Here is a 26,967-nt window from a genome sequence, read left to right on the forward strand (position 1 = left end):
GAAGCGATCAGCCCTTCTCGCCGCCTTCGTGACGATACAGCTTGATGATCGCCGAGAAGTCGAGCTTGCCGTCGCCATGACTGCTCATCGCCTGATAAAGCTGCTGCGCGAGCGCGCCCATGTACGCGGGCTGACGCGCCTGCTTCGCGGCATCGGTGGCGAGACCCAGATCCTTGAGCATCAGATCGGTGCCGAAGCCGCCCGTATAACCGCGTGACGAGGGCGCGGTCTCGATCACGCCCGGGAACGGGTTGTACGTGTCGGAACTCCAGCAGCGTCCCGTCGACGTGTTCATGATGCCGCCCAGCACTTTCGCGTCGATGCCGAGCGCCTCGCCGAGCGCCATCGCTTCCGCCACGCCCGCCATCGTCACGCCGAGCACGAGGTTGTTGCAGAGCTTCGCGACCTGCCCCGTGCCGGTCTCGCCGCAATGGACGATGTTCTTGCCCATGCCGGAGAGCACCGGCTTCACGCTTTCATACAGCTCGGCCGTGCCGCCCACCATGAAGGTCAGTGTGCCCGCCACCGCGCCGCCCGTGCCGCCCGACACCGGCGCATCGGCGAAGCGGTTGCCGTTCGATTGCGCGAGCGCCGCGAAGGCCTTCGCGCTGGCCGGATCGATCGTGCTCGAATCGATGATCGTCACGCCCTTCGAAACGCCCGCCAGCACGCCGTCCTCGCCGCTCAGCACCGCTCGCACGTGCGCGGCGGCCGGCAGCATGGTGATGACCCACTCCGCGCCCGTGGCGGCCGCTTTGGGCGAGCCCGCCAGCGTCGCGCCCGCGTCGGCGAGCGTGCGCATGGCGTCGGCGCTGAGGTCGAACACGCTCAACGCGTGGCCCGCCTTGATCAGATTGAGCGCCATCGGCGCGCCCATATGGCCCAGCCCGATGAAACCGATTTTCATGAGCATCTCCCCCTTGGTCGTTCGCGTTTAGCGCAGGCTGATCGTGGTGTTCACGCCGTCGTTGACGGTCGCGTCGTCGAACCAGCGCGCGGTGACGGTTTTCGTCTGCGTGTAGAACTGCACGACCTGCTTGCCGTACGGACCGAGATCGCCGAGCTTCGAACCGCGCGAACCCGTGAAGCTGAAATACGGCACCGGCACCGGAATCGGAATGTTGATGCCGACCTGGCCGATGTCGATTTCGCTCTGGAATTTACGCGCCGCCGCGCCGCTCTGCGTGAACAGGCCCACGCCGTTGCCGAACGGATTCGCGTTGACGAGCGCGATCGCCTCGTCGAGCGTATTCGCCGTGAGCACGACCAGCACCGGCCCGAAAATTTCCTGGGTGTAGATGTCCATGTCGGTCTTTACGTCCGTGAAGATCGTCGGGCCGACGAAGTTGCCGTTTTCGTAGCCGGACACCTTCACGTCGCGGCCGTCGAGCGCGAGCGTCGCGCCCTGCTTCACGCCCGCTTCGATCAGACCGAGAATGCGCTGTTTCGCGGCACGCGAGACCACCGGGCCGACGTCGGTCTTCGGCTCGTGGCCCGCGTTCACCTTGAGCGTTTTGGCCTTCTCGACGAGCTCGGGCACCCACTGCTGCGCCGCGCCCACCAGCACCACGACGGACGTCGCCATGCAGCGCTGGCCCGCCGCGCCGAACGCCGCGCCCGCCAGCGCGTTGAGCGTCTGTTCGCGATTCGCATCGGGCAGCACGACGGCGTGATTCTTCGCGCCCATCATCGATTGCACGCGCTTGCCGTGCTCGCTGCCGAGGCGATATACATGCGTGCCCACCGCCGTGGAGCCGACGAACGAAATCGCCTTCACGAGCGGATGCGAGCAGATCGCGTCGACCACTTCCTTGCCGCCGTGCACGACGTTGAGCACGCCCTTCGGAATGCCCGCTTCGAGCGCGAGTTCGACGAGCTGCATGGTCGAGAGCGGGTCCTGCTCGGACGGCTTGAGCACGAAGGTGTTGCCGCACACGATCGCCATCGGGAACATCCACAGCGGAATCATGGCGGGGAAATTGAACGGCGTGATGCCCGCGCACACGCCAATCGGCTGCTGCAGCGTGTAGGTGTCCACGCCGCCCGCCACGTTCTCGGCAAAACCGCCTTGCTGCAGCGTGCCGATCGAACAGGCGTGCTCGACCACTTCGAGGCCGCGGAAGATATCGCCTTCGGCATCGGGCAGCGTCTTACCCTGCTCGGCCGTGAGTGTCTTCGCAATGCGCGACATGTTCTCGCGAATCAGCGCCTGCAATTTGAGCATGATGCGCAGACGCGCGCCGATCGACGTGTTCTTCCATTCGGCGAATGCAGCCTGCGCGCTCCTGACTGCGGCATCGACTTCCGCGACGGTCGCGAACGGCACGCGCGCCAGCACCTCCTGCGTGGCCGGATTGACGATGTCGCGCCATTCCTGGCTGGTCGATTCGACGAACTCGCCGTCGATCAGCAGCTTGACGGTCGAGACCTGCGCGTTGGAATCCTGGGTGACTGCGTTCATGATGCACTCTCTGCGAAAAGAATAAACGGATCCGGTCGTGACTACCTGATTAACCAGATGAACAGGAATACGAAATATCGATCAATCGTGATGCGAGCGCATGGCCAGCGTGCACAGAAACGCAATCACGCCCAGCGCCACCATATACGCCACTACGTAGTGCGGATTGCCGCCGCCCCAGGCGAGCAGCGCGGTCGCGATCATCGGCGCGACGCCGCCGCCGAGCACCCCGGCCACCTGCACCGACACCGAGATGCCGCTATAGCGGATTTCCGCCGGAAACTGCGCGGCAAACAATTGCGATTCGGGCGCATAGAGAATCGGAAACACCACGCCGACGCCGAGCACCATCGCCCACCACACGGTCAGCGGATGCAGCGTTTCGAGCATCGCGAAGAACGGCGCGGCGAACGCCGCCATCACGACGAGGCCCGCAAGAAAGAGACGCTTCTGGCCAATGCGATCGCTGAGCCAGCCGCAGAACGGCATCGTCGCCAGCGAGAGCACGGCACCCGCCGTGATCGCGTGCAGGATCTGCGCCTTGGGAATCTTGAGCTGATTCGCGGCATAGGCAAGCGCAAACGCCACCACCAGATAGAACCACGTGTTCTCCGCCGTGCGCGCGCCGATGATCAGGAGCAGCTCGCGCGGCTGGCGTCGCATCACTTCGAGCACAGGCGCATTCACGGGCGCGCGCTCTTTTTTCACGCGTTCGAAATCGGGCGATTCGGGCACGCGCACGCGGATCACCCAGCCGATCAGCACCAGCGCAATGCTCGCCAGAAACGGAATGCGCCAGCCCCACGAGAGCAGATCGGCTTCGGGCAGCGCGGTGACGGCCGCCATCGCAATCGACGAAAGAATCAGGCCGAATCCGACGCCCGTTTGCGGCAGCGAACCGAAGAAGCCCTTGCGTCCCGGCGGCGCGTGTTCGACGGCCATCAGGACCGCGCCGCCCCATTCGCCGCCCACCGCCATACCCTGGAGGAATCGCATGGCGACGAGCAGCACGGCGGCCCAGTAACCGATGCTCTGATACGAGGGAATCAGGCCGATCGCCATGCTGGGAATGCCCATCAGCAGCAGCGTGGCGAGCAGCATCGACTTGCGGCCGATACGGTCGCCGAAATGGCCGAACACGATGCCGCCCATCGGCCGGCCGATGAAGCCCACGCCATACGTCGCGAAGGCCGCGAGCGTGCCGAGGATCGGATCGAGCGTGGGAAAGAAAACCTTATTGAAGACGAGTGCGGCGGCGGTGCCGTAGAGGAAGAAGTCGTACCACTCGATGGTGGTGCCGGCCATGCTGGCCCAGCCGGCGATCAGATAATCGCGCGCCCTGCGTTTTTGTTCTGGAACGGGAACGGCCACTGCCGCCCCATCCGGGGTGGACTGCATGTGCATCGTTTTGTCTCCATCCATATTGTGTGCGGCCGTCTTTTCAGCGACCTGCAAACGAGTATAGTTATTCGAATATCCACGACATAGAGATGAAAAAGCCCATCCGATATGCAAAAAAACACAACGGGACAGATGGAGACATTGAACTGGGACGATTTGCGCTACTTCCTCGAAGTGGCGCGCACGCAGCGCGCGAGCGGCGCGGCGAAGCGCCTGGGCGTCGATCACACCACCGTGGCGCGGCGCGTGCGCGAGCTGGAAGCCGCGCTCGGCACGGTGTTGTTCGACAAGTCGCGCGCGGGCGGTTTCGTGCTGACCGCCGAGGGCCAGCGCCTGCTCGCCTACGCGGACGCGGTGGAAACCACGGTGCAATCGGCGAGCGAGCAATTCGCGCTGGGCGCGCAATCGCTTTCAGGGCACGTTCGGGTGGGATCGACCGAAGGCTTCGGCTGCTTTTTTCTCGCGCCGCAACTCGCGCGCTTCACGGGTCAGCATCCCGACATGTCGATCGATTTGCTGCCGGTGCCACATTTCGTGAGTCTGTCGAAACGCGAGGCCGATCTCGCCATCATGCTCGAGCGCCCGGAACGCGGCCAGTACGTGTACACGAAGCTCAGCGACTACTGCCTGCGTTTATATGGGACACCTGACTATCTCGCGCGGCATGCACCGATTCGCAGTGCCGCCGACCTGCGCCATCATGCGTTCATCAGCTATGTCGCCGATCTCGCCTTCAGCCACGAGTTGCTCTATCTCGAACGCACGGCGCCGAACGTCAAGGCGAATCTGTGCAGCACCAGCGTGATCGCGCAATATCACGCCGCCGTGCAAGGCAGCGCGCTGGCGATCCTGCCGTGCTTCATGGCGGAGCCCGATCCGCGTCTGGTCTCGATCCTGCCCGACGAAATCGTGGTGACGCGGCGTTTCTGGCTATGCAGCCGCGAGGAGTTGCGCAAGCTGCGGCGCATCACGTCGCTCTGGGATTATCTGCGCGCCGCCGCCGATGCGAATCAGCCTTTGCTGATGGGGCAATCGCCCGACATGCATTACGTCGAAGCCTGAAATCACGAGGCGCGCGCCCATAGAAAAACCGCACATGCAATTCGGTTCGCGAATAGCATGTGCGGTTTCGAAGCTGAAGCGGACTGCATCCCGCGCCCCACGCGCGCGATGCATTCCGTTCACGTGCAGCGGATCAGGTCCCGACCGGACGGATCGTCAGCGCGTTCTTCACCGACGTCACGCCGGCCACGCCCTTGGCCACTTCCGTGGCGCGGTCGATCTGCGGTTGCTCCGGCACGGTGCCTTGCAGGATCACGGCGCCGTCGCGAGCGCGCACGGTGATGTTGGCCACGCTGATGTCCTTGGCCTTCGCGAGTGCCGAGCGCACCTTGCGCGACAGCGCACGGTTCGCGGCCTTGGCCGTCTTGTACTGCGCCTTCGAATCCTTCAGCTGAGCCTTGGCTGCGTCGGTCGGTGCAGCGGCGGGCGCGCTGGCGGCGTCCTGCGCGTACACGTGGAGCGAAGCGGCGACGAGCATCGTGCCTGCCGCCAGTTTGAACGCCTGAATAGCCTTCATGCAATTTTCTCCTGTTGTCACAGTTTTTTGATAGCCCGCGAGGGCCGTGCACTACGCTTTCACTTCGAATCAGACGCAGTCATTGCGGCAGGTGTGACTGCGGCAATCGCATCGGGAAGTAACGATACTCCATTTATTTCAACTTTGATGCGAAACCGTCGGCGCGCTGCCCGTCTGTGGCTAATCTGTGACTTCATTTCCACAGACGAATCGACATGCCCTTGCAATCCGCTCTGGCAGGCGGTCCCGAATGTCAGGACAACGCCAGGACAATGCGCATTCAAAGGAATGCCATTCAATCGTATTCACGCGTTTTCAATGCCGCGGCAATACGGCCCGCGAAACATGCATGACCAGCATTGCGCACAATGCGCCTGAAATGTGCATGCGCATTGAATCGTGCACACGCATGTTTCTTTTCGACCTTTATTGCCCGCTATTGCTCACTATTCGATGCTGCATTGGCGCGCGCCATGGTGCGCTTTTGGTGCGTGCATTGCTTCGTCATTTCCACACGAGTGCCAGCCGATTGCCACGCTATTGCCACGCTATTGACGGCCATAATCGCAAACAACGTATGGGATTCGCCTGGCGTTGACGCGATCGACACAGGTTTTACCCGCATTGATTCGCAGACGAAAACCCGCGTATTCAGCGCGCGAGCTGCGACTTGATCCAGCGATAGAACTGCTGGATCGCGGCGTCGCGTGGGTGGCCTTCGCGCCAGGTGAAGTAATAGTCGAGCGAAGCGGGAATGCGCACCTGCCCGAGTTGCACCAGTTCGCCGCGCTCGATGAAATCGCGCGCGAGTTGCAACCGGGCGGTGGCCGCGCCCTGCCCCGCCACCGTGGCTTGCAGCAGCAAACCCGCGTCGTCGAAGACGGGGCCGCGCTCGGGTTCCGAGCCCGTCACGCCGGCCGCCTCGAAGAAGTCGCGCCACGACCGGCGCGCGAAGCGCAGCAGCGGCATGCCCGGCAGATCCTCGATGCGGAAATCGGGGTAGCGCGCGAGCAGCGAAGGACTGCACACGGCCACGACCTGGTCGTCGAGCAGTTTGCGGATCTGGAAACCCGGCTCGTCGACGCGGCGATGCCAGATGCCGATATCGAACGGATAGGGATCGGGCGGCGTGACGTCGGCGTGCATGCGCATCGACAGATCGACGTCGGGATGGCGATCGTAGAAGTCGCCCAGACGCGGAATCAGCCAGACCGATGCGAAATCGGCCATCACGCTCAGTTCGAGGCGCGTGACGCCGCTCACGCCGGGACGTGTGGCGTCGAGCGCGTCGCGCAGGTCGTCGAGACTGCGGCGCACGCGGTCGGCCAGTTGCGCGCCTGCGGCGGTCGGGATCATCTGGCCGCCGGCGCGCCGGAACAGCTCGACGCCGAGTTCGGCTTCGAGCCCGCGCAGATGGTGACTCACGGCGCTGTGCGTCAAATGCAACTCTTCCGCGGCGCGGCTGAAACTGCGCCGCCGCGCCGCCGCTTCTAGCGCGCGCAGGGCCTGCAAGGGAGGGAGCGATCGGGACATGACGTCAAATTCTACTCACAATCGCGTCTGAAATCTCTCGCTGGCCTCGCGCCCGGCTTTTCGCCAATAATCGTGACCCAGCCATTCAATCCGCGTTCGCCCCGTCTACGCGCCCGTCCGTCTCATGACCGCTCTCAGATTGCGCGTTTTCGCCGTTTTCGCGCTCGGCTACTTCGTTTCCTATCTGTTTCGCGGCGTCAACCTGGGCTTCGCACCGTTCCTGACGCACGAAATGGGCTTCACCGCGACCGATCTCGGCACGCTCACGAGCCTGTACTTTCTCGGCTTCGCGGGCGCGCAGATTCCCGCGGGCGTGCTGCTCGACCACTTCGGCCCGCGCCGCGTGACCGCTTGCGTCATGCTGATCGCGGCGACGGGCGCGCTCGTCTTCGGCCTTTCGCACAGCATGGGCGCGATGATGTTCGGGCGACTGCTCGTGGGCGTGGGCGTTTCGGTCTGCCTCGGCGGCGCGTTCAAGGCGACCGCGCAACATTTCCCCGTGGCGCAACTGACGCTCGTCAACGGCCTCGTGATGGCGGTGGGCGGACTGGGCGGCGTCGCGGTGGGCGCGCCGCTCTCCTGGCTGCTCGCGTTCGCGCCGTGGCGCGCGGTGAGCGTCGGGCTCGCGGTGTTCACGGCCGCCATCGCCGCCATCATCTGGATCGGCGGCCCGCGCACGCGCGACACTCACCATCAGGCGAGCGTGCTCGAACAGTTCAAAGGCACCGCGCACATCCTGCGCAGCCACGCGTTCTGGAAGACAGCGTCGTTTTCGGCGCTCACGCAGACGGTGTTCTACGCGATGCAGTCGCTCTGGGTCGGCGCCTTCCTGCGCGACGTCGTGCCGGCCGGGACCGCCGACGTGGCGAGCCGCGCCGCGTCGCTGATCTCCGTGCTGGGCGCGGCGTTTATCGTCGGCAATATCGGTTTCGGCGCGCTGGCGCGCAGCTTCGAACGGCGCGGCGTGAGCGTCGCGCACTTTTCCGGCGCGACGATGCTGCTCTTCGTGGTCGTGCAGGCGCTGCTCGCGGCGCGCGTGCCGCTGCCCGCGCCCGTGCTCTGGGCGGCCTACGGCGCGCTCGGCGGCACCGGCATCCTCACCTACGCGGTGCTCGCCGAATACTTCCCTTCGCGGATGATCGGGCGCGTCAACACCACGTTCACGCTTGTGATTTTCGTCGGCATCTTCGTGACGCAGATCGCGATCGGCGCCGCGCTCGGACACTGGACCGCCGTGGACGGCCACTATCCGGTCGCCGCTCATCAGGCCGTCTGGACCGCGCTCATCGCCATTCAGGCTCTGGCTGCCGTCTGGTACTTCATGCCGAGCCGCCGCCCCCGCGCCACGCGCGCCGCGCTGGAATCCTGAGCGGAGGTTGAGGTTCGCGCCGTTCGGATCGGCGGACGATGCCGGCCTTCGCTTGCGCGAGCGAACGGGCGAACGGGCGAACGCGATCACCGCGAACCGCTCGACTCAACGGCTGGCAAATCCGCGTGGCCACGCCGAGCGAGATACGCACTTGCGGCGCGCCCAGTTCCCCGCCACCTCGCGCTCGCACCGCCGCCCTTCACTCTCCTTTCGCAAACCTACATCCTCGTAAGCAGCCGGGTCGCGTACAATGCTGCCCCGCCAGCGTCGGACGGCTAGTCGAACAGCCACCGCGCCGGCGTTCACCGACCCGCTGACCGGTCGAGTGGCAACACGGGCCGCCGGGCCGACCCGCAAGACCGATCGCTCGCAGCGCCACGCAGGCGCGCGGGGCGTGAGAAAATGCGCGTCGAATCTCCAGCGCCAGTCCGAAGCGCGTTCGCCCCCACAAGGCCGCGCCAGGCGATAGCCGGCTCAGCCGGTTGCCGATCGGAAACGGAAAACGAAACGCAGGAAATGGAGAAAACGGGGGAAAACGCACGGTCGGACGGCAGGTTTCCGATCCGAAACGCGTAGCCTCGGCGTAAACTCCCGCTGTTGCCATTCGATTGTGTCGATTCATGATAAAGAGAGAAACTCCCATGCCAGACAACACTCACTCGCACGACGACCACTCCGAATCGTGCGGCTGCGATCTGCTGCACCTGCTCGACGGCGTGGACGAGTTCAGTCATAACGTGTTCCCCGGCAACAAGGAGCTGTTCCGCAGCCTCGCGCACAGCCAGGCGCCGCACACGCTCTTCATCACCTGCGCCGACTCGCGCGTGTCGCCGGAAATGATCACGCAGGTGCGTCCCGGCGAGCTGTTCGTCTGCCGCAACATCGGCAACATCGTTCCGGCCTACGGCGAAATGCTCGGCGGCGTGTCCGCCGTGGTGGAATTCGCCGTGCTCGCGCTGAACGTGCGCCAGATCGTGCTGTGCGGCCATACCGACTGCGGCGCGATGAAGGGCCTCGCCCAGGGCGCCGAAGCCACCGCCGGCATGCCGACCGTCCAGGCCTGGCTGCGCAACGCCGAAGCGGCGCGCAGCGTCGTGCAGACGCGCGGTCTCGACGAAAACCAGGTCGTGCAGGCGCTGGTCGAGGAAAACGTGCGACTGCAACTCACCCATCTGCGCACGCACCCGGCCGTCGCGGCCCGCGTGGCGCAAGGCCAGCTCGAACTGCAAGGCTGGGTCTACGACATCGGTCACGGCACGATTTCGGTGTTCGACGACACCCACGGCCGCTTCGAGTCGCTCGGCGAGGCGCGTTCGCGTCTGCGCAAAGACACCACGGGCTAAATCCGCCTGTCTGACGCGGCCCGGCTCTCGGAGCCGGCGCCGCCCGTCTCCCCGCTGTTCCCGCCAACGCCGGACCGCGCCTCAGTGCGCCGTCCGGCGTTGGCGTCTGGACACCACAATGTTTGATTACCTCAAATCCTGAAACAATTTTTTGACTAGGGTGTAACACCTAGGGGTTTACCCCAGGTAAAGAGATGGCTATACTCTGCCCCGTACCAGATGCGGCGCCCTGTCGCACGAAAAAAATAATTCCGGAGGTTGCCAGCTATGCAGTTCGCTTCCTTGCCGTACTCGTCTTTGTCTGACACCGGTTCCATCCGCAGCTGCGTTGGCAGTGTCGATAGCCGTTCCGCAGTCCGTTTCAGCGTCTCCCCCGTTGTCGATTTCGTCGCCGTACCCCGGCGACTGGGCGCGCCACGCTAGCACCGGCACGCGCATCGCGCCGCCGCGTCCATCCGATGCGCGCGGCGTTCCAGGCCCACTCCACGTCAAGCGCCGTTCGACCGCCGAGGCTTTCGCCCCGGACGACGGCCCGCGCGCGTTCGCGCACTGGCGGCCGGTAATGGGCTCAAGCACCCACACGGGCGAAGCGCCCGGTTACCGAAGGAGCAATGCCATGGAGTCCAGCCTCAAGCCGCCCGCGAAGATCGAAGTCAAACTGCTGCTGCATCCGCAGGACCACGACCGCGCGCTCGCCATCGCCCGCTCGGCGAACATCGCCGAGCGTGACTTCTTCGCGCTGGCGATCCATCTCGGCGCGGCCGAAATCCTGCGCGCCTCCGTCGCGAACTGAGTCTGCGCGGCCAGCGCCGCGCATCGCTCGCCCCGACATCGGCGAAATCGGCGACATCGGCGCTAGCGGCTCACCACTCGACCGGCGCCGGGTTGCGCTCCGCGAACCCTTCCTGATGCCAGTAGGGATAAACCGGCCGCACCTTGCTCGCGGCGTCGAGCTTCGCGACCTGTTCGGCCGTGAGGTTCCAGCCGACCGCACCGAGGTTCTGACGCAACTGCGCCTCGTCGCGCGCGCCGATCAGCACGGTCGCCACGGTCGGACGCTGCAATAGCCAGTTCAGCGCGATCTGCGGCACGGTCTTGCCGGTTTCCTGGGCGATCTCGTCGATGGCGTCGAGCACGCGAAACAGGGTCTCGTCGGGCACCGGCGGCCCCTGATCGGCGGTCTTGTGCAGACGGCTCGTCTGCGGCAGCGGCTGGCCGCGGCGAATCTTGCCGGTCAGACGTCCCCAGCCGAGCGGACTCCACACGACCGCGCCCACGCCCTGATCGAGCCCGAGCGGCATCAGTTCCCATTCATAGTCGCGGCCGATCAGCGAGTAATAGGTCTGATTGGCGACATAGCGCGGATAGCCGTAGCGGTCGGCCACCGCGAGCGACTTCATCAGGTGCCAGCCCGAGAAGTTCGACACGCCCGTGTAGAGAATCTTGCCCGCGCGCACCAGATCGTCGAGCGTCGAGAGCACCTCTTCGGCGGGCGTTTTCGCGTCGAAGCCGTGCAACTGGAACAGGTCAATGTAATCGGTTTGCAGACGCTTGAGCGCGGCGTCGACGGCACGCCGCAAATGAATGCGCGAGGAGCCGACGCTATTGGCGCCGTCGTCGAAACGGAAGGTCGCCTTGGTCGAGATGATGACCTTGTCGCGCCGACCCTTGAGCGCCTCGCCGAGCACCGACTCCGACGCGCCGTTCGAGTAGATGTCGGCGCTGTCGAACATGTTCACGCCCGCTTCGAGACAGATGTCGATGAGGCGGCGCGCTTCGGCCACGTCGGTCGCGCCCCACGCTTCGAAGAATTCGCCTTTGCCGCCGAACGTGCCCGTGCCGAAACTCAGCACCGGCACCTTGAATCCTGATGCGCCCAGAAAACGGGTTTCCATTTCCGATCCTCCACGAGTGAGTGACTGACGAAACAACCGGTCAACGAGTGTACGCGCGTCATCACTTATTTGCCGCGCCAGCGGAATCGGCCGCGGCGCTGTACAGTTGCGCTTTCTTTCCTTTCGGAAACCGCGCGCGAATCGAGCGAGAACGTGCGTTTCCGATCGGCAACTCTCTCGCCTTTCCGTTCATGCGCAGCGCTTTCCACACTTTCCCCGCCGGGATCCGCCGATGACGAACACGACGCCCACGCCCCGGACGCGCTCGTCGCTCATCGGCTGGCTGCCCTATATCGTCGCCGCCACGTTTTTCATGGAGTATCTCGACACCACCGTGATCGCCACGGCGCTGCCGCAGATGGCGCGCTCGTTCGGCATCGGGCCGAACAGTCTGAGTCTCGGCGTGACCGCGTACATGCTGGCGCTCGCCATCTTCATTCCGGCGAGCGGCTGGGTGGCGGACCGCTGCGGCTCGCGCACGGTGTTCTTCGGCGCCGTGCTCACGTTCACGATCGCCTCGGTGCTGTGCGGGATCGCGCAGAACCTGCCGGAGTTCGTCGCGGCGCGCGTACTGCAAGGCATCGGCGGCGCGATGATGGTGCCGGTCGGACGCATGATCGTCGTGCGCAGCACCGACAAGAGCCGACTGATGCAGGCGATCTCCACCATCACGTGGCCCGCGATCGCCGCGCCCGTGATCGGACCGCCGGTCGGCGGCTTCATCACCACGTATGCCTCGTGGCGCTGGATCTTTCTGCTCAATGTGCCGTTCGGCATCGCGGTGCTCGTCGCGATCACGGCGATGGTGCCGAACCTGCGCGGCGAGCAGCGCAAACCGCTCGACGTCGTCGGCCTCGTGCTGAGCGGCGCGTCGCTCACGGCCATTCTTTACGGCGCCGAACTCGCGAGCCAGCCCGGCGAAAATCCGTGGCGCGCGGCGGCGCTGGTGGTGGCCGGCGTGCTGATCGGCGCGATTGCGTTCTTTCACGCGAAGCGCCATGCGCATCCACTGATCGACGTATCGACGCTGAAAATCCCGACCTTTTCGGTGACGGTCGTGACCGGTTCGGTCACGCGCATCGGCATCGGCGCGGCGCCGTATCTGATGCCGCTGCTGTTCCAGATCGGCTTCGGTTTGTCGGCGTTCAAGTCGGGCTTGCTGCTGCTCGCCAGCGCGCTCGGCAACCTCGGCATGAAGGCGCTCACAACGCGCATTCTCGAACGCTGGGGCTTCCGTCTCGTGTCGATCGTCGACGTGACGATCGCGGGCCTGTCGATGATCGCGTGCGGGCTGCTCACGCCCGGCGTGCCGCTCGCCATCGTGCTGATCGTCGTGTTCGTGTACGGCGTGACGCGCTCGATGCAGTTCTCGACGCTCGCCACCCTCGCCTATGCCGACGTCGCGCAACCGCAGATGAGCGCCGCCAGCACGCTCTGGAGCGCGGCGGCGCAGATGACCAACGGACTGGGCATTGCGTTCGGCGCGCTCGCGCTGCGCGTGGCGGCGAGCTACCACGGCGAGGCGAGCGGCCACGCGTTCTCGCTCGACGACTTCCGCCTCGCGTTTCTGGGCGCGGGCGTGCTCACGCTGATGTCGGTGTGGGGATATGCACAGATGGCGCGCGACGCGGGCCGCAACATGGGCGGCGGCTCGCGTCGGCAGCGCGCGTGAAGTCGTGCGGCTTCAGGCGCGCGTCAACGGCGAGGCGTTGATGATGCGTTGATGATTCCAAGCCGCGACGACAGCCGTCGCGTCCCGATCACTTCGACAGACTCGCGCGCACCGTGAATTCCTGCTCGCCGTCCGGTTCGAAGTCGTCGTCGCGCATGTACGCGGGGTGGAATTCCGCCGAGAGCGGCTCCACGGGATAACCGCGGCGCTCCCATGCATCGAGTCCGCCCCTGAGCGCATGCGCGTGATGAATGTGCTTGCTGCGCAACTGGTTGACGATGCGCTTCGCAGTCGCCTCGTTCGGGCACACGCAATAGACCACGATGGGCCGCGCGACCAGCTCGGGCGCGATCTCGTCGTGCGAATCCAGGTCGAGCGGACGCGCGCCCGGAATACGGTACGCTTCCTTCTCGCGCACGCTGTGCGGCCGCGCGTCGAACACGATCGGCGGCGCGGCGGACTTCATCATCTCGTCGAGCTGATCGGGCGAAATGCGGTGCGTGGCGAGCCAGCGCCGGAATTGCAGACGGCGCACCCAGCGCCACGCGAGAAACAGCAGACCCGCGACGGCGAGCACGTCGAAAATCGTCCCGCCATTCGCGCGCACGAACACCGCGAAGCGCGCGATTTCGGCGTGCAGCGCCGCGCCGCCCAGCAGATAGACGCCCGCCCACAAGGTCGCGCCCAGCGCGTCCCAGAGCAGGAAGATGCGCATCTCCATCGACGTGGTGCCGAGCAGCGGCGCGGACATCAGACCGAGACCCGGCACGAACTTCGCGACCGTGAGAATGGGCGCGCCGTGACGCTCGAAGACATTGCGCGCGACGCGGATCGTCGTGTCGAGCGACAGCGAAAAACGCACCAGCGCGTTGAGCAGCTTGCGACCGCGCAGACGGCCCGCCATGAACCACAGCGAGTCGGCCAGCAAGGTCGCGAACACGGCCGCCACCAGCAGATTCGGATACGACGCCTCACCGCCCGCCGCCATCGTGCCCGCGAGAATGAGCACGGGCGCGGCCGGAACCGGCACGCCGAGCTGCGTCACGAGCACGCTGAGAAAAACCGCCCCGGTGCCGAAATCGGGCGGGATGGCGGTGGGGAGGGTCCACATGTCGAGGTGTCCTGCGCGGGAACGTTGGGGAAGAAAGGAAACATGTGCATTTGCAGCACAAGGTGGGAGATTACCGCATCCTTGCGTTTTCTTGCTCGCGGTCAGGCGCGCGCAGGATGCCTGAATGTGGCGCTTGAGCGACGGCAGATCCGGCCCTTTGCGTCAACGAAGCGATCTGAGGCGATCGGCGACGATCGGAAGCAGTCGGCGACTCGCCTGTACAGGGCGTCACCCGATGCGCCGGCGAACGATTCGGTGCTACGCTCGAAAACCCGGCACACGCGCGCCGCCGGATTCCGCGTCGATATTTTTCCCGATTTCCTTTACGAAACATGCGCTACTGGCGTCTCGACCGTCCCAGCCAGACGGGTCAGTTCGACCTGTCCCGCGTCACCCGTCTCGTGTCCGCGATCGGCGGCGCCGACGACAACGCGCTCGCCGCCGAAGTGCTCAATCTGCTCGGACCGGCCACTGCGGTGTCGCAATGCACGGTATTCGCGTACGAATTCGGCAATCGCCCGCGCACGGTCTCGGTCGCCGACCATCGCGGCGGGCGCTTTCTGCGCGACGTCGCCGACACCTACGCGCGCCTCTTCTACGCGCTCGACGGCAACCAGCGCATCGTCGCGGACCACGACGCGGGCGCGCCGGGCAACGCGCTCGTGCTGCACTGGCAGACCAGCGCCGATATCGAGCACGACGGCTATCGCACGGCCTGCTACGCCACGCCCAACGTGTCGGACCGGCTCTCGCTGCTGCTGCAGCCCGCCGCCGACATCTGGCTCTCCGTGAATCTCTATCGCGAGCGCGACGCCGGCAATTTCCAGCCCGGCGAGGTGCAACTCGTGGAGTCGCTCGCGCCGCTGATCGGCGAGGCCACGAAGCATCACTACGCACTGCGCGGCCAGCGTCAGCCCGGCATTGCGCCGCTGATGCTCGCGCGCTTGCGCGGTCTCTGCCCGGACCTCTCGAAGCGCGAACTCGACGCGCTGCGCGGCGTGCTCGAAGGCCACAGCGCCGCCGAAATCGCCGACCACATGGGCGTCAAGCCGAGCAGCGTCGTGACGTACCAGAAGCGCGCGTATCGGCGGCTCGGCATCTCCAGCCAGCGCCAGCTTTTCGCGCTCTGTCTCGCCAACGGCAACGGCTGACACGCGCCTCGCGCCGTGCGGGCAATGTCTGCGTGCTGTACCCAAAATGAGGACAGCGCCGCGGCGCGCGCGCTCCATACTGGCTTCATCGACGCGAGATCGGCCTTTCGCCCCGGCGTTTGCCAGAACGGCGCGATCCGCGAATAAAACCAGATTGGAGACAGTTCACCATGCCCCACCACGCCTGTTTTTCGTGCGCCGCTTTCGGCACTTCCGCGCAGGAGCGCGCGCGATGAACGCCGCCTTCCAGCCCTATCCGTTCGAAGCGAAACGCTACGACGCGCGTCTGCCCGACTGCGTCGACGGCCGCGAAACGCAACGCCATGCGGTCACGATCGTCGGCGGCGGCCCGGTCGGCCTCGCCATCGCGCTGGGCCTCGCGCAACACGGCGTGCGCTCGGTGCTGATCGAAGCCGACGACTCAGTCTGCTACGGCAGCCGCGCGATCTGCATTTCGCGCCGCAGCCTCGAAATCATCGAACGCCTCGGCGCGCTCGACGGCTTCCTCGCGAAAGGACTGCCTTGGACCGGCGGCCGCAGCTTCTATCGCCACGACGAAGTGCTGCACTTCACGATGCCGCAGGACGACAACCAGAAGCTGCCGCCGATGGTCAATCTCGCGCAGTATCACATCGAGCAATTTCTGCTCGACGCGGCCGAGCGGCACGCCGACCTGATCGACATCCGCTGGCGCACCCGGGTCACGGCGATCCGCCACGACGAACACGGCGCGACGCTCGCGCTCTCCACGCCCGCAGGCGACTACGCAGCGCAGACCGACTGGCTCGTGGCCGCCGACGGCGGACGCAGCACGGTGCGCGATGCGCTGGGCCTGAAGCTCCAGGGCACGAGCTACGAAGGCCGTTACGTGATCGTCGACATTCTGCTCGACAGCGCGCGCCCGACCGAGCGGCTCGCCTACTTCGATCCGGCGTCGAATCCGCGCTCGACAGTGCTGGTGCACAAGCAGCCCGACAACGTCTGGCGCATCGACTATCAGTTGCGCGACGACGAGGACGCCGACGAAGCCGTCAAACCCGGCAACGTGATGCCGCGCGTGCAAAGCCTGCTCGACATGATGGGCGAAGCCGCGCCGTGGTCGCCGGTCTGGATCACGATCTACAAGGCCAACGCGCTCACGCTCGAACGCTACCGGCACGGCCGCGTGCTGTTCGCGGGCGACGCCGCGCATCTGGTGCCGATCTTCGGCGTGCGCGGCGCGAATTCGGGTATCGACGACGCCGACAATCTCGCGTGGAAACTCGCCTACGTCACGCAGGGCCGCGCGCACGCGAGCCTGCTCGACAGCTACTCCGACGAACGCGTGTTCGCCGCGCACGAAAATCTGAGCTACGGCACCAAAAGCACGGAATTCATGGCGCCGCCCTCGTTCGCGTTCGAACTGATGCGCAAGGCCGTGCTGAGTCTCGCGCTCAAGCATCCGGGCGTGCGCTCGCTGATCAATCCGCGCCAGACGTCGGCGATCGCCTATAGCGATTCGCCGCTCAATGCCGCGTCCGATGCGTTCGCGTGCGGCCCCGCGCCCGGCGCGGTGCTGCCCGAATGTCCGCTAACGATTGTCGATCGCGACGGCGCGCATTTCACCGCGCATCTCACCGATCTTGTCGGGCCGCGCTTCACGGCGCTCTGGTTCAGCAACGAAAGCGAAAGCGCGATCCCCGCCGACATCGCCGCACTCGAAGCCGGGTTCGCCGCACGCGACATCCCCTTCACGCTGATCCCGATCACGCGCGAGGCGCCCGCCGATTCCGCACGACGCGGCGCATGGGATCACACGGGACGGCTCTTTCCGATGTACGGCGTCGAGCGAACCGCGCTCTATCTCGTGCGCCCCGACGGCCATGTGCTCGGACGCTGGCAAGGCGTGCGCGACGAGCGCCGCGACGAAACCGCCAAACTCGCGCAACATGCGCTCGCGGCAATCGATCGCGCACTGCACGGCTGATGCCGAAATCCGGAGACACGATGATGGAACAACAACTGGAGCGCGCCATGACGGCCATGACGGATAGCGAACTCGACGCGGTCTATACGCGTCTGTGCAAAACGATGACAGCGTTGGGCGAGGCCGCGACGCCGCTGTTTCTCGCGCGCTTCGCGCTGCTTGCCGTCGAGCGCATCGGCGACGCGAACGCCGCGCTCAAGCTGATCGACGCCGCACGCGAAGACATCGACGGGTCGGCCGCGCTGTGAATCGCGCCTTGAATCGCACCGTGAATTACGCCATTAATCGCGCTTTAAACCCGCTTTAAAGCCACTCACCGACGCGACGTTTGCAGCAGCCGCGCGAGCTTCGAGCGGTTGCTGATACCGAGTTTGTGAAAAGAACGGTCGAGATGCGTGCGCACGGTCGTATAGGAAATGCCGAGCCGCTGCGCGATTTCCTTGTCGAGCAAACCATCCGCCGCCAGCTCGACGACTTCGCGTTCGCGGCGCGTGAGGCGCGCGATCGGATCGCCGTCGGCCTGCAACGGGTCGTCGCCGGCAGGCGTCGCGTCGATTTGCGTGTCGCTGCCGACCCGCGCCAGCGCGGCCACGAACGCAGGCCGGATCAGATCGAACATCGCGCGGTCGCGCCCGGACGCGCTCTCGCGCGCTCCGCCACGCACGATCCACATGTTGCCGTCGCTCGCCTCGCCTTCCCACGCGGCTTCAGCGAAATCGTCCGCATCCAGCAGATCGAGCATGCGTGGCGCGACGTCCACACGCAGGGCCTCTTCAGTGAGCGCAGGCGCCGCCAGCACCCTGAAGAGGTCGGCGAGCAGCACCAGTTCGCGGCGAGTCAGATGCATGCGCAACAGGATGAAGACAGCGTTGGATCAAAGTGCACGTTCATGATTGCCCCGCGGGCCGCCGCCGTTGCATGCGCAACGATCGGCGCCCACGTACGCGCTCCAGCTTATCGAGCGTGTTCGGTGAATTCAAGAAAACTTCCGGAGCGGAAAAGAAAATGGGCGGCAAAGCCGCCCCAAGAAAACACACGCCGACAGCCATCAGGCCGCCGGAAATTGCATCCTACGCGATGCTCATTGGGTGTGAATCCTCATTAAAGAGGACAAATGTGCATCGCATGCGAGCTTTGCCGAATCGCGCCGTGACGCCGATGTTGCATGCGAAAAAATGCCACGCAAATATTGCTCATCAGCCATTCACTGCGCATAGATCCGGTAAATTATCCCCAATTGATTCGATGACAATGAAGGAATCGGAAAATCAGGGAATCACGCGCGTCACGCCACGGCCGCGCGGATCGGCGGCGGCTTCGGGCGTTTCGCCGTCGATGCGGATCGCCTGAATATCGCCGTTGAAATCCTGGCCCTTCAGCGTATAACCCTTCGCTTCGACCTGCTTGGCGAGATCGCCGTCGATCGGCTGGTACGGCTCCCAGAAAATCGTATTCGGCGGCAGCAGTTGATGGTGGAAACGCATCGCGCCCACGGCGTCCTTCAACGGCATCTTGAAGTCGTAGAGATTGTTGATGACCTGGAAGATCGACGTGAAGATGCGCGAGCCGCCCGGCGTGCCGATCACCAGCGCGACCTTGCCGTCCTTCGTGAGGATGGTCGGCGTCATCGAGGAAAGCGGACGCTTCTTCGGTGCGATCGCGTTCGCGTCGCTGCCCACCACGCCGAACATGTTCGGCACACCGGGCTTCGCGGAAAAGTCGTCCATCTCGTCGTTGAGCACGATGCCCGCGCCCGGCACCACCACGCCCGAGCCGAAATAGCCGTTGATCGTGTAGGTGTTCGAGACCGCGTTGCCCCACTTGTCGACCACCGAGAAGTGCGTCGTCTCCGCCTTTTCCGGCATCGAGGTGCCGAGCCCCGGCTGCACGCTCTTCGTATCGGAAGGCTTGTCGGGATCGACTTCGGCCACGCGTTTCGCGAGATAGGCGTCGTCGGTCAGTTGCGCGACCGGCACCTTGTAGAAGTCGGGGTCGCCGAGATATTGCGCGCGATCCGCGAACACCCGCTTCTCGATCTCCGCAATCAGATGAATGTATTGCGGCGAGTTGAGCGTCACGTCCTTGAATTGCGGCGCGAGCATCGCCTTCATCTTGAGCAGCTGGACGAGGCCCACGCCACCCGAACTCGGCGGCGGCGCGGTGATCACTTCATAGCCGTTCCACTTCGCCTCCACGGGCTGACGCCACACGGCCTTGTAGTCCTGCAGATCGCGCTTCGTGATGAGACCGTGGCCCTTCATCGAGGCGGCGATCAGGTCAGCCGTCTTGCCGTCGTAGAAGTCCTTCGCGCCTTGATTGGCGATGCGCGTGAGCACGTTGGCGAGATCGGGCTGCTTGAACGTCGCGCCCTCCTTCATGTCGCCGAAGTACTGATCGAAATTGGTCTTGCCGCCGAATTCCTTCGACGCCTCCTCGCGACGCTTCGCCAGCAGTTCGTCGACGACGAAACCATCGCGCGCGTACTGAATCGCCGGTTGCAGCACCTGCTTCCAGGGCAGCTTGCCGAAGCGCTTCTGCGCTTCCCACATGCCCTCGACCGTGCCCGGCACGCCCACGGCGTCGTAGCCATAGAGGCTCTTGCCCGGAATCACGTTGCCCTTGTCGTCCTGATACATCGTCCGCGTGGCGGCCAGCGGCGCGCGCTCGCGATAATCGAGGAAATACGGCTTGCCGTTCACGTACAGCGTCATGAACCCGCCGCCGCCGATATTGCCGGCTTCGGGATACGTGACGGCGAGCGTGAAGGCGATTGCGACCGCGGCATCGACCGCGTTGCCGCCGGCCTTGAAGATCTGCTCGGCGGCGTCGGCCGCGTATTTGTCGGCGACGGCCACCGCCGACGCGTTCAGGACCGCGCGATGTTGCTGCGTGTCTTTCGCAAATGCGGGCGTGGCTTCGAGAAAGCCCGCCGATAAAGCGGAAAGCGAAATGAGTGCGAGAGCGGCTGCGGAAATTTTCGTTCTATCGACCAGCTTCATTGAGTGACCTCCATGATTCGGTTCATCGCGTAACGTCAACCACCTTTCACCGGGCTTTTGACCCGGTTACAGCGCTTATAGCATGCGCAGAAATCGTTTGCGATCCGGCGATCCGCCGATAACCCTGATGCGCCGATTCATGGAAGACGCCGCGTCAGGCCTTGCCGCGACTGCCGCGCGCGATCTCGTCGCCGGCATTGGCGGGCAGGCGCATCGTCACGGGAATCGAAGCCACCGAGAACAGGCCGACCACGAAAAACGCCGGCCAGAAATCAGACCAGACGATGGTCGGATGGCCTTGCACGCGATGCGAAATCTGCAACACGATGCCGGCGATCGTCACGCCAAGACCCAGCGACACCTGCTGGATCACGCTCGCCACGCTGGTCGCGCGGCCGATGTCTTTGGTCTCGATGTCCGCGTACGCGAGCGAATTGAGGCCGGTGAATTGCAGCGACGGAAACAGGCCGCCCGCCAGCACGACGAGCCAGATGAGCCACACGGGCGTCGTCGGCGAGAACAGGCCGCAGACCGCGATGGCCGCGCCCGCGATCGCCGCGTTGACGATCAGCGTGCGACGGAAACCGAAGCGCCCGAGCACGCGCGAGACGATCGACTTCATGAAGATCGAGCCGAACGCCGACGCGCAGGTAATCGCCCCCGACGCGAACGCGGTCATGCCGAGCCCTTCCTGCAGCGTGAGCGGCAACAGGAACGGCACGGCGCCGAGACCGATGCGAAACAGCGAACCGCCCGCCACGCTCGCGTTGAAACTCGGAATGCGCAGGAACTTCAGATCGAGCACGGGACGTTCGGCGCGTTGCGCATAGAACCAGTAAAGCGCGAGCAGGATTGCGCCGACCACGCACATCGTGACCGCTTTGGTATTCGAAACAAGTTCGCCGCCGACGAGCGACAGGCCCAGCATGAACAGCGACGCGCCGCCCGCCGAAAGCAGAAAACCGAGCCAGTCAAGCGGCCCCGGATGCTCCTCGTGCATGTTCGCGATATGCCGGTTCGCGAGCCAGATGCCGAACACGCCAATCGGAATGTTGACGAAGAAAATCAGCCGCCAGTGCAGATAGGTGGTGATGAACCCGCCGAGCGGCGGCCCGACGACCGGCCCGAGCAACGCGGGCACGGTGAGATAGTTGACCGCGCGAATGAAGTCCGACTTCGGCAGCGAACGGAAGATGATGATGCGCCCGACCGGCACCATCATCGCGCCGCCGATGCCCTGCACGAAGCGCGCGGCCACGAACATTTCGAGCGAGCGCGACGCCGCGCACAGCAGCGAACCGGTCATGAAAATGCCGATGGCCGTGCGAAACACATTGCGTGAACCGAAGCGGTCGGCCACCCATCCGCAAATCGGAATGAATACGCCGAGGCCGATCACATAGCTCGTGACGGCCAGTTTCAGCGTGATGGGATCTTGCCCTAGATCGCGGGCCAGCGCGGGCAGCGAGGTGACGATGACTGTCGCGTCCACGTTCTCCATGAACATCGAGCACGCGACGATAAGCGGAACGATGAAAGTGCCGAGGGCAAGGGGCATGGGCAGGAACGACGATCAGCGCGGCTGATGGCGTAAAGGCACCATTATGGCACTGTGTTGCGAAACGCGGTGGGTCGGCAACAGATGAAGCCGCACGAAAAACACAAAAGGCCGTGAAGCGAACTTCACGGCCTTTTTGAGGGCCTTTTTACGGCCATTCAGACGCCGAGACGGAGCGAGCCGCATGCATGCGGCCCGCGCGCGCGATCACTCGGCCGTCTGCTTCATGCGGCTCACGATCGGCGCGAGTTGCGGCAGCACTTCTTCCGCTGCGCGCGTCACGTCGTTCGGGAAGTCGATCTCGATCCACGGCGCGCCGGTCACGTCCGCCGTGTCGAATTCGGCGCCGCGCTCGAGCAGCAGATCACGCAGCGCTTCTTCGTGCGGCAGGTTCGCGCGGCCCGTATCGACGTAGCCTTCGACGATCTGCGCAAAGCGGCGCGCGGTCGGCTCGTTCAGGCGGAAGAAGCCCACCGATTCGCCGATCGTGTCGTATTGCAGGCCCACGGCGAGCTGCTTGCGCAGTTCGACCGGCACGCCATCGCGCAGGCACAGCTTCACAGGCTCGTCGCCGGCTTCGAAGTCACGGTCGATCAGCAGACGGTTGGTGGGCGCCTCGCCCGCGACGAGCGGCGCGAACACGCGTTCGTCGTAGAGCACGTCGGCGTCCATGAGCAGCACGTCGCCGCCGCGCGTGATGGCTTCGGCCGTGCGATGCACGGTGAGCACGCTGCCCAGATCGAAGCGCGGGTTCATCACCACTTCGACCTTGTGCGGCCAGTTGATGCGCTTGAGTTCCGCTTCGACCAGTTCAGGCTGGAAGCCGAGCGCGAGCACGACTTCGGTGACACCCGCCGCTTCGAGCATCTGCAGATGGCGTTCGAGCAGCGACACGCCCTCGAACTGCAGCAGACATTTCGGAAACTGTTCTCCAGCGCGTTGCTGAAGGCGCAGGCCGAGGCCTGCCGCAAGAATGATGGCGCGCATGCGTTCCTTGGGAGAAAAAAATCAATCGGCGATTTCGACAGCGGGCACGCGCAGGGCGCGCCGGCGTTGCCAGCTTCGTTCGCTGAAATGCAGATACAGCAGGCCCGGAAGACCGAGCAGAATTTCGCGCGCGCGCTTGGCGAGCGAGAGCGCGAGAGCCGCTTCCGGCGGCAGGCCGACGAGCGGCGCGAGCAGCAGATAGCCGCCCTCCTGCACACCGAGCGAGCCCGGGATGGCGAAGGCCGCGCCACGAATGGCCTGGCCGATGCTTTCGAGCAGCAGCGCGTCGACCCAGCTCACCGGATGGCCGAGGAAATGCAGCGCGAGCCACACTTCCGCGGTGCCGACGAGCCAGCCCGCGAGGCTCAGCGCGAAGCTGGCCGCGGCGCGGCCGCGTTCGGCGTAGAGCGCCTTCACGGCGGCGTCGATCGCGTCGGCGCGCGTGGCCAGCGACGACCAGTCGCGCTTGCCAAACAGCTTCGAGGCGATGCGCAGCAAACGGCCGAACAGACCGCGCCGCTGCGCGACATAAAACAGGGCGATGAGACCGCCGAGCACGAAGGTGGCGATCAGCGCGGCGATCCCGAGATCGCGCGGCGCGCCGTTCGTGGCGTAAGCGGAAAAGAGCACGATGCCGAACACCGCGAAGACGATCTGCGCGACCGCTTGCAGCGTGGTGCTGACGGTGATGGCCGCCGCCGCGTCGCGCATCTGCATGCCGCGCTGCGCGAGCTGGCGCGTCATCGCAACCGGACCGCCGATCTGGCCGGCCGGCAGCAGGCTGTTCACGGCCTCGCCGCTCCAGCGTGCGAGCAGCGCGTGACGCTGGTCGACGCGCTCGTCCTTCTTGAACAGCACGGCGATGGCGCCCGCGTCGAGCGCGAGCGGCACCACGTGAAACGCTGCGACGAGGGCGAGGCCCCAGCCAGCGGCCGCGAGTGCGCCCGTGACCGAGCCGAGGCCCTGCCACGCGAGCAGCGCGATAAAGAGCGCCGTGCCGATCGACAGCAGCAGGATGGCAGCCCGGCTCACACCGATCCCCCGGTCTTGCGCGCGCCGCCGGTCGCCGATTGCAGCGCCTTGCGGAACACCTGACGGAAACCGAAGTACGCGATCGCGTCCTTCATGTTCGAGATGAAACGGCGCCACGGGCGCATGTTCGGGTTCGTCACGTATTCGAGCGTGAGCGAAACACGCACCTCGCCTTCGCGGCTGGGCGTGACGCGATGCCGCAGCTTGTCGCCGTCGAACAGAATGAGCGCGCCCGGCGGATACTGCACCGCGCCGGGCTCGTCGGGCTTGTTTTCGTCGCGCGTGTGCAGCTCGTAGTCGAGAATGCACGACGAGTCGTCGATCACGCCCAGCAGCACCGTATAGCGGCGGCCGTCGTAATAAGACGTGTCGTAATGCCAGCCGATGTGATCGCCCGCGCGCGTGTAGTAATACAGCGCGTACGCGTGCGGATCGTCCTGCGGCGACAGCTGGAGCTTGTCGCCCGTGATCTTCTCGAGCCACGCGATGAGCTTGGGCGAGCGATACAGCTCGGCGATCCACGGCTGCAGGCGGTCGATGGTGTGGCGGCTCACACTCCCACCCGCCTTGTGGCCGGGGATGAAATTGCGGTTGACCTCGGGCATCAGCGCATTGGCGGCGTCGATGAGCCGCTGCGTGGCGTCCGCGGGCAGGAAGTCGGAGAGATAAAGGAACGAGCCTTGATCGACGTACTCGTTACGCAACTGATTCGTATTCAGATCGCCCAATGCGCGGCCGACCGCGGCGTCCGCGTCGCCTGCCTGCACCGGCGCGCCCGACGCCACGCTACCGTCGCGCACACCCGGCGCGACCACCTGCTCTTCTGCTTGCACACTCATCTGCTGATCCAAACCTGACGGGTTTCCTTGCCTGGCCGCGTGCGACGCGTTACGCGCACATAGTCGAGCACCACGTAAATGGCGAACAACGGCGCCCCGATGGACGCGGCCACGACGAACGGCGCCACGATACCGGTGAGCGTGACGAGCGGCAACAGATAGAGTACGTCTTCCGTTTCGAACCCGCCGACGAACGCCTGTTGGGTGCCGGCCTTGCCGGCCATTTCCTCGATACGCATGCGCAGGAAAAAGATCACTGCGACCGCGATACCGGCGACGCCGCCAAGGATGGCCGGCGGCACATGCCAGTTCGCACCGGTTGCCGCCTGCACGCCGAGGCCGTAACCCATGCCGAAGAACAGCAGAATGGTCGTGAGCGCGTCGGCAGCGAGATCGTAGAAATGGCCGATCCGGCTGGTTTTACCACTGATGCGCGCGAGTTCACCGTCAGTGTGATCAACAAAATTCGACAAAACGATCAGAAATGCGCCAATATTGACGTGCAGGAAGTCACCGCGCGCCAGATAAAAGGCGCCGGCGACGCCGATCAGCAGGCGCAGCGTGGTCAGGTGATTCGGGGTAACGCGGGTGGGGACGAGCGGCGTGACGAGCCAGCGCGCGACGCGCGCGTCCCAAGTACGCGGCAACGGCACCGCGCGGGGTGCCGTTTTTGCAGGTTGGTCTTTTCCAGTCATAACCGGGAAATATATACGGCTTCCAGAAAACTTGCAGGTTTTCCGACAGTCGAAGGGCGCGGGAAGCGCGCCCGCAAGCTGGCTGAATGCGCCCGCTGGAGGCGCCTTTAGCGGCACATCGCACACAGCCCGGGCGACCTCGCGAGCAAAATTAAACGATCCCGCGTAGAGTTCAGACCTCGCACCGGCCCGGTACCGGATATCGGGTGGCGCCTGCCCGCGCAGGCGCAGCTTAATTGCCAGAATTCCAATGAAACGTCTGACTTTTGCGGCCTCCGCTGCCGCCTTTCTCGTTAGTGCGCTTGCTTTCGCACCCATGGCGGCCCGCGCCGCGGCCCTCGACGACGCGCTCACCTGCCAGGAATCCGCGCACGATTTCGTCTCGGGCCTGATCGACCAGAAACTGATCGATGCAAAGCCGATGCGCGTGGAAAGCAACTCGATCAACGCGTTCTGGCCCGCTCACGGCCAGCACCTGACCGCCTATGGCTTCAGCGTGTTCGCAATCGTGGGCTTCCAGCAGGACGACCCGCTGTTCAAGACCGGCGACGGCAAGCCCATCGGCCGTTCGGCCTATGGCGCGGTCGTGGTCGCCACGCAGGCCAAGGTGCAGGCAGCGCTCGACGCGGCCGGCAATCACGCGATCGTCCATCATGCCGGCCCGCTCCTGACGGCGATTTTCTGCCAGCAGGATTAAGCGGCCGCACCTCCCGACTCTTGAATGCGGCAGGCTCGGGGTTTTGGCTGTTAGTTGCAAACGAGGGGAAAGCGGCGGCAAATGACCGCCCCCGCCTCTGACACGCCGCGCCTTACTCGATACGGCCGAATCCGCCCTCGGCCCACGACTCGGCGCGCGCCTTGGTGAGCTTGAAGTTCGGCGCGACGCGCAGCTGCGCGATCTGCTCGCCGAACGCATCGAAGGCCGTGAGCGTCGCATAGGGCTCGTACTCGTCCGGCACGATGTCGAGCGTGACGTCGACATCGCCATCGTCGGTGTGTATGCCGATGCGCTTGTGCATCTGCGCGCGCAGCTGCTGCTCGTGGCGCCGGAGCACCTCCGAGGCCGTCTTTACGAGCGTATTGAATGCCGAGGTGTCGAGCGGCTTCGGATTCTTCTTGTCGCGCCCCATCGTCCACGGGCCGACCAGCGCGGGCTCCGGCTCGCCGTCCTTGATCATCTCGACGGCCCAGCCGTCGTCGTCCTCGTTCTTGATGACGCGCGCCATCCAGCCGTCCTTGTGCCACAGGCGCGCTTCCTTGATCTCGTCAACCGCGTCGGCGGTCGTGTCGTCAAAGGCGTCGTCGGGGAGTTCGGTTGATGCGTCGGTCATGGCGGGTTCCATCGGTTCTGCGGGCGGCCCGTTTTATCGGGCTGG

General features: G+C 65.1%; 24 protein-coding genes. 9 read left to right on the top strand and 15 right to left on the bottom strand.

What is annotated here, in order from left to right; all coding sequences use genetic code 11:
* Positions 1 to 7: 7 nt before the first annotated feature.
* From mmsB to G5S35_RS17290, 3 genes are all read right to left on the bottom strand, one after another.
* Positions 8 to 907 (bottom strand): 3-hydroxyisobutyrate dehydrogenase, encoded by a 900-nt coding sequence (gene mmsB, locus G5S35_RS17280; protein WP_183039266.1) that lies wholly within the window; start codon positions 905 to 907, stop codon positions 8 to 10.
* Positions 908 to 934: 27 nt separating this feature from the next.
* A complete protein-coding gene (locus G5S35_RS17285) occupies positions 935 to 2,461 on the bottom strand; it encodes a CoA-acylating methylmalonate-semialdehyde dehydrogenase (RefSeq protein WP_183039267.1) in 1,527 nt (508 codons plus the stop codon).
* Positions 2,462 to 2,542: 81 nt separating this feature from the next.
* Positions 2,543 to 3,865 carry an MFS transporter gene (locus G5S35_RS17290; protein WP_176081187.1) on the bottom strand — a complete coding sequence of 441 codons (1,323 nt, stop codon included), beginning with the start codon at positions 3,863 to 3,865 and terminating at the stop codon, positions 2,543 to 2,545.
* Between the two features lie 105 nt (positions 3,866 to 3,970).
* Between G5S35_RS17290 and G5S35_RS17295 the strand changes: the two genes are divergently transcribed.
* Positions 3,971 to 4,924 carry a LysR family transcriptional regulator gene (locus G5S35_RS17295; protein ID WP_065065922.1) on the top strand — a complete coding sequence of 318 codons (954 nt, stop codon included), beginning with the start codon at positions 3,971 to 3,973 and terminating at the stop codon, positions 4,922 to 4,924.
* 133 nt (positions 4,925 to 5,057) lie between these two features.
* Here the strand turns inward: G5S35_RS17295 and G5S35_RS17300 are convergent, their stop codons facing one another.
* Entirely contained in the window at positions 5,058 to 5,441 is a 384-nt protein-coding gene (locus G5S35_RS17300) for a BON domain-containing protein (protein ID WP_065065923.1), read from the bottom strand.
* Between the two features lie 651 nt (positions 5,442 to 6,092).
* Positions 6,093 to 6,974 (bottom strand): LysR substrate-binding domain-containing protein, encoded by an 882-nt coding sequence (locus tag G5S35_RS17305; RefSeq protein ID WP_065065924.1) that lies wholly within the window; start codon positions 6,972 to 6,974, stop codon positions 6,093 to 6,095.
* Between the two features lie 124 nt (positions 6,975 to 7,098).
* Between G5S35_RS17305 and G5S35_RS17310 the strand changes: the two genes are divergently transcribed.
* The 3 genes from G5S35_RS17310 (at position 7,099) to G5S35_RS17320 (ending at position 10,479) form a co-directional block, all read left to right on the top strand.
* Entirely contained in the window at positions 7,099 to 8,343 is a 1,245-nt protein-coding gene (locus G5S35_RS17310; protein WP_183039268.1) for an MFS transporter, read from the top strand.
* Positions 8,344 to 8,984: 641 nt separating this feature from the next.
* On the top strand, positions 8,985 to 9,686 hold the full coding sequence (locus tag G5S35_RS17315) for a carbonic anhydrase (protein ID WP_065065926.1): 702 nt from the start codon (positions 8,985 to 8,987) through the stop codon (positions 9,684 to 9,686).
* A 616-nt stretch (positions 9,687 to 10,302) separates the two neighbouring features.
* The gene (locus G5S35_RS17320; RefSeq protein WP_156773948.1) at positions 10,303 to 10,479 is read left to right on the top strand and encodes a hypothetical protein; all 177 of its coding nucleotides are present in this window, start codon (positions 10,303 to 10,305) and stop codon (positions 10,477 to 10,479) included.
* A gap of 70 nt (positions 10,480 to 10,549) precedes the next feature.
* Here G5S35_RS17320 and G5S35_RS17325 read toward each other — a convergent pair whose 3' ends face one another.
* Positions 10,550 to 11,581, bottom strand: a complete 1,032-nt coding sequence (locus G5S35_RS17325) for an aldo/keto reductase (RefSeq protein ID WP_183039269.1) — start codon at positions 11,579 to 11,581, stop codon at positions 10,550 to 10,552.
* Positions 11,582 to 11,813: 232 nt separating this feature from the next.
* On the opposite strand from G5S35_RS17325, the gene G5S35_RS17330 reads away from it, so the two are divergent.
* Positions 11,814 to 13,253, top strand: a complete 1,440-nt coding sequence (locus tag G5S35_RS17330) for a DHA2 family efflux MFS transporter permease subunit (protein ID WP_074985929.1) — start codon at positions 11,814 to 11,816, stop codon at positions 13,251 to 13,253.
* 88 nt (positions 13,254 to 13,341) lie between these two features.
* On the opposite strand, the gene G5S35_RS17335 is transcribed toward G5S35_RS17330, so the two are convergent.
* On the bottom strand, positions 13,342 to 14,364 hold the full coding sequence (locus G5S35_RS17335; RefSeq protein WP_065065930.1) for a VTT domain-containing protein: 1,023 nt from the start codon (positions 14,362 to 14,364) through the stop codon (positions 13,342 to 13,344).
* Between the two features lie 332 nt (positions 14,365 to 14,696).
* On the opposite strand from G5S35_RS17335, the gene G5S35_RS17340 reads away from it, so the two are divergent.
* The 3 genes from G5S35_RS17340 (at position 14,697) to G5S35_RS17350 (ending at position 17,729) form a co-directional block, all read left to right on the top strand.
* Complete coding sequence (locus G5S35_RS17340; RefSeq protein WP_074985927.1) at positions 14,697 to 15,515, top strand: helix-turn-helix transcriptional regulator; 819 nt, start codon at positions 14,697 to 14,699, stop codon at positions 15,513 to 15,515.
* A 232-nt stretch (positions 15,516 to 15,747) separates the two neighbouring features.
* The gene (locus G5S35_RS17345; RefSeq protein ID WP_183039270.1) at positions 15,748 to 17,481 is read left to right on the top strand and encodes an FAD-dependent oxidoreductase; all 1,734 of its coding nucleotides are present in this window, start codon (positions 15,748 to 15,750) and stop codon (positions 17,479 to 17,481) included.
* A 20-nt stretch (positions 17,482 to 17,501) separates the two neighbouring features.
* Entirely contained in the window at positions 17,502 to 17,729 is a 228-nt protein-coding gene (locus G5S35_RS17350) for a hypothetical protein (protein ID WP_408583137.1), read from the top strand.
* Positions 17,730 to 17,794: 65 nt separating this feature from the next.
* On the opposite strand, the gene G5S35_RS17355 is transcribed toward G5S35_RS17350, so the two are convergent.
* The 7 genes from G5S35_RS17355 to G5S35_RS17385 form a co-directional block, all read right to left on the bottom strand.
* A complete protein-coding gene (locus G5S35_RS17355; RefSeq protein ID WP_074985925.1) occupies positions 17,795 to 18,328 on the bottom strand; it encodes a helix-turn-helix transcriptional regulator in 534 nt (177 codons plus the stop codon).
* A 421-nt stretch (positions 18,329 to 18,749) separates the two neighbouring features.
* Positions 18,750 to 20,480, bottom strand: a complete 1,731-nt coding sequence (ggt, locus tag G5S35_RS17360; RefSeq protein WP_183039271.1) for a gamma-glutamyltransferase — start codon at positions 20,478 to 20,480, stop codon at positions 18,750 to 18,752.
* Between the two features lie 154 nt (positions 20,481 to 20,634).
* Entirely contained in the window at positions 20,635 to 22,038 is a 1,404-nt protein-coding gene (locus G5S35_RS17365) for an MFS transporter (RefSeq protein ID WP_065065935.1), read from the bottom strand.
* Positions 22,039 to 22,245: 207 nt separating this feature from the next.
* Entirely contained in the window at positions 22,246 to 23,025 is a 780-nt protein-coding gene (locus tag G5S35_RS17370) for a phosphocholine cytidylyltransferase family protein (RefSeq protein ID WP_065065936.1), read from the bottom strand.
* Positions 23,026 to 23,046: 21 nt separating this feature from the next.
* Positions 23,047 to 24,057, bottom strand: coding sequence for a flippase-like domain-containing protein (locus G5S35_RS17375; RefSeq protein ID WP_065065937.1), 1,011 nt, complete (start codon positions 24,055 to 24,057; stop codon positions 23,047 to 23,049).
* Positions 24,054 to 24,896, bottom strand: coding sequence for a 2OG-Fe(II) oxygenase (locus G5S35_RS17380; RefSeq protein ID WP_065065974.1), 843 nt, complete (start codon positions 24,894 to 24,896; stop codon positions 24,054 to 24,056). Before G5S35_RS17380 ends, G5S35_RS17375 begins: the two co-directional genes overlap by 4 nt.
* Positions 24,893 to 25,591, bottom strand: a complete 699-nt coding sequence (locus G5S35_RS17385; protein WP_074985918.1) for a CDP-alcohol phosphatidyltransferase family protein — start codon at positions 25,589 to 25,591, stop codon at positions 24,893 to 24,895. Before G5S35_RS17385 ends, G5S35_RS17380 begins: the two co-directional genes overlap by 4 nt.
* Before the next feature lie 316 nt (positions 25,592 to 25,907).
* Between G5S35_RS17385 and G5S35_RS17390 the strand changes: the two genes are divergently transcribed.
* On the top strand, positions 25,908 to 26,288 hold the full coding sequence (locus G5S35_RS17390) for a hypothetical protein (RefSeq protein ID WP_231957818.1): 381 nt from the start codon (positions 25,908 to 25,910) through the stop codon (positions 26,286 to 26,288).
* A 112-nt stretch (positions 26,289 to 26,400) separates the two neighbouring features.
* On the opposite strand, the gene G5S35_RS17395 is transcribed toward G5S35_RS17390, so the two are convergent.
* Positions 26,401 to 26,922: a hypothetical protein gene (locus G5S35_RS17395; RefSeq protein WP_183039272.1), complete on the bottom strand. Its 522-nt coding sequence runs from the start codon at positions 26,920 to 26,922 to the stop codon at positions 26,401 to 26,403.
* Between the last annotated feature and the right edge of the window lie 45 nt (positions 26,923 to 26,967).

The sequence above is a fragment of the Paraburkholderia tropica genome (genome assembly GCF_014171495.1).
Lineage (GTDB): Bacteria > Pseudomonadota > Gammaproteobacteria > Burkholderiales > Burkholderiaceae > Paraburkholderia > Paraburkholderia tropica.

Excerpts from the sequence above, each read along its gene's own strand:
- mmsB (WP_183039266.1), bottom strand. The coding sequence starts at position 907 with ATGAAAATCGGTTTCATCGGGCTGGGCCATATGGGCGCGCCGATGGCG.
- G5S35_RS17285 (WP_183039267.1), bottom strand. The coding sequence starts at position 2,461 with ATGAACGCAGTCACCCAGGATTCCAACGCGCAGGTCTCGACCGTCAAG.
- G5S35_RS17290 (WP_176081187.1), bottom strand. The coding sequence starts at position 3,865 with ATGCACATGCAGTCCACCCCGGATGGGGCGGCAGTGGCCGTTCCCGTT.
- G5S35_RS17295 (WP_065065922.1), top strand. The coding sequence starts at position 3,971 with ATGCAAAAAAACACAACGGGACAGATGGAGACATTGAACTGGGACGAT.
- G5S35_RS17300 (WP_065065923.1), bottom strand. The coding sequence starts at position 5,441 with ATGAAGGCTATTCAGGCGTTCAAACTGGCGGCAGGCACGATGCTCGTC.
- G5S35_RS17305 (WP_065065924.1), bottom strand. The coding sequence starts at position 6,974 with ATGTCCCGATCGCTCCCTCCCTTGCAGGCCCTGCGCGCGCTAGAAGCG.
- G5S35_RS17310 (WP_183039268.1), top strand. The coding sequence starts at position 7,099 with ATGACCGCTCTCAGATTGCGCGTTTTCGCCGTTTTCGCGCTCGGCTAC.
- G5S35_RS17315 (WP_065065926.1), top strand. The coding sequence starts at position 8,985 with ATGCCAGACAACACTCACTCGCACGACGACCACTCCGAATCGTGCGGC.
- G5S35_RS17320 (WP_156773948.1), top strand. The coding sequence starts at position 10,303 with ATGGAGTCCAGCCTCAAGCCGCCCGCGAAGATCGAAGTCAAACTGCTG.
- G5S35_RS17325 (WP_183039269.1), bottom strand. The coding sequence starts at position 11,581 with ATGGAAACCCGTTTTCTGGGCGCATCAGGATTCAAGGTGCCGGTGCTG.
- G5S35_RS17330 (WP_074985929.1), top strand. The coding sequence starts at position 11,814 with ATGACGAACACGACGCCCACGCCCCGGACGCGCTCGTCGCTCATCGGC.
- G5S35_RS17335 (WP_065065930.1), bottom strand. The coding sequence starts at position 14,364 with ATGTGGACCCTCCCCACCGCCATCCCGCCCGATTTCGGCACCGGGGCG.
- G5S35_RS17340 (WP_074985927.1), top strand. The coding sequence starts at position 14,697 with ATGCGCTACTGGCGTCTCGACCGTCCCAGCCAGACGGGTCAGTTCGAC.
- G5S35_RS17345 (WP_183039270.1), top strand. The coding sequence starts at position 15,748 with ATGAACGCCGCCTTCCAGCCCTATCCGTTCGAAGCGAAACGCTACGAC.
- G5S35_RS17350 (WP_408583137.1), top strand. The coding sequence starts at position 17,502 with ATGATGGAACAACAACTGGAGCGCGCCATGACGGCCATGACGGATAGC.
- G5S35_RS17355 (WP_074985925.1), bottom strand. The coding sequence starts at position 18,328 with ATGCATCTGACTCGCCGCGAACTGGTGCTGCTCGCCGACCTCTTCAGG.
- ggt (WP_183039271.1), bottom strand. The coding sequence starts at position 20,480 with ATGAAGCTGGTCGATAGAACGAAAATTTCCGCAGCCGCTCTCGCACTC.
- G5S35_RS17365 (WP_065065935.1), bottom strand. The coding sequence starts at position 22,038 with ATGCCCCTTGCCCTCGGCACTTTCATCGTTCCGCTTATCGTCGCGTGC.
- G5S35_RS17370 (WP_065065936.1), bottom strand. The coding sequence starts at position 23,025 with ATGCGCGCCATCATTCTTGCGGCAGGCCTCGGCCTGCGCCTTCAGCAA.
- G5S35_RS17380 (WP_065065974.1), bottom strand. The coding sequence starts at position 24,896 with ATGAGTGTGCAAGCAGAAGAGCAGGTGGTCGCGCCGGGTGTGCGCGAC.
- G5S35_RS17385 (WP_074985918.1), bottom strand. The coding sequence starts at position 25,591 with ATGACTGGAAAAGACCAACCTGCAAAAACGGCACCCCGCGCGGTGCCG.
- G5S35_RS17390 (WP_231957818.1), top strand. The coding sequence starts at position 25,908 with ATGGCGGCCCGCGCCGCGGCCCTCGACGACGCGCTCACCTGCCAGGAA.
- G5S35_RS17395 (WP_183039272.1), bottom strand. The coding sequence starts at position 26,922 with ATGACCGACGCATCAACCGAACTCCCCGACGACGCCTTTGACGACACG.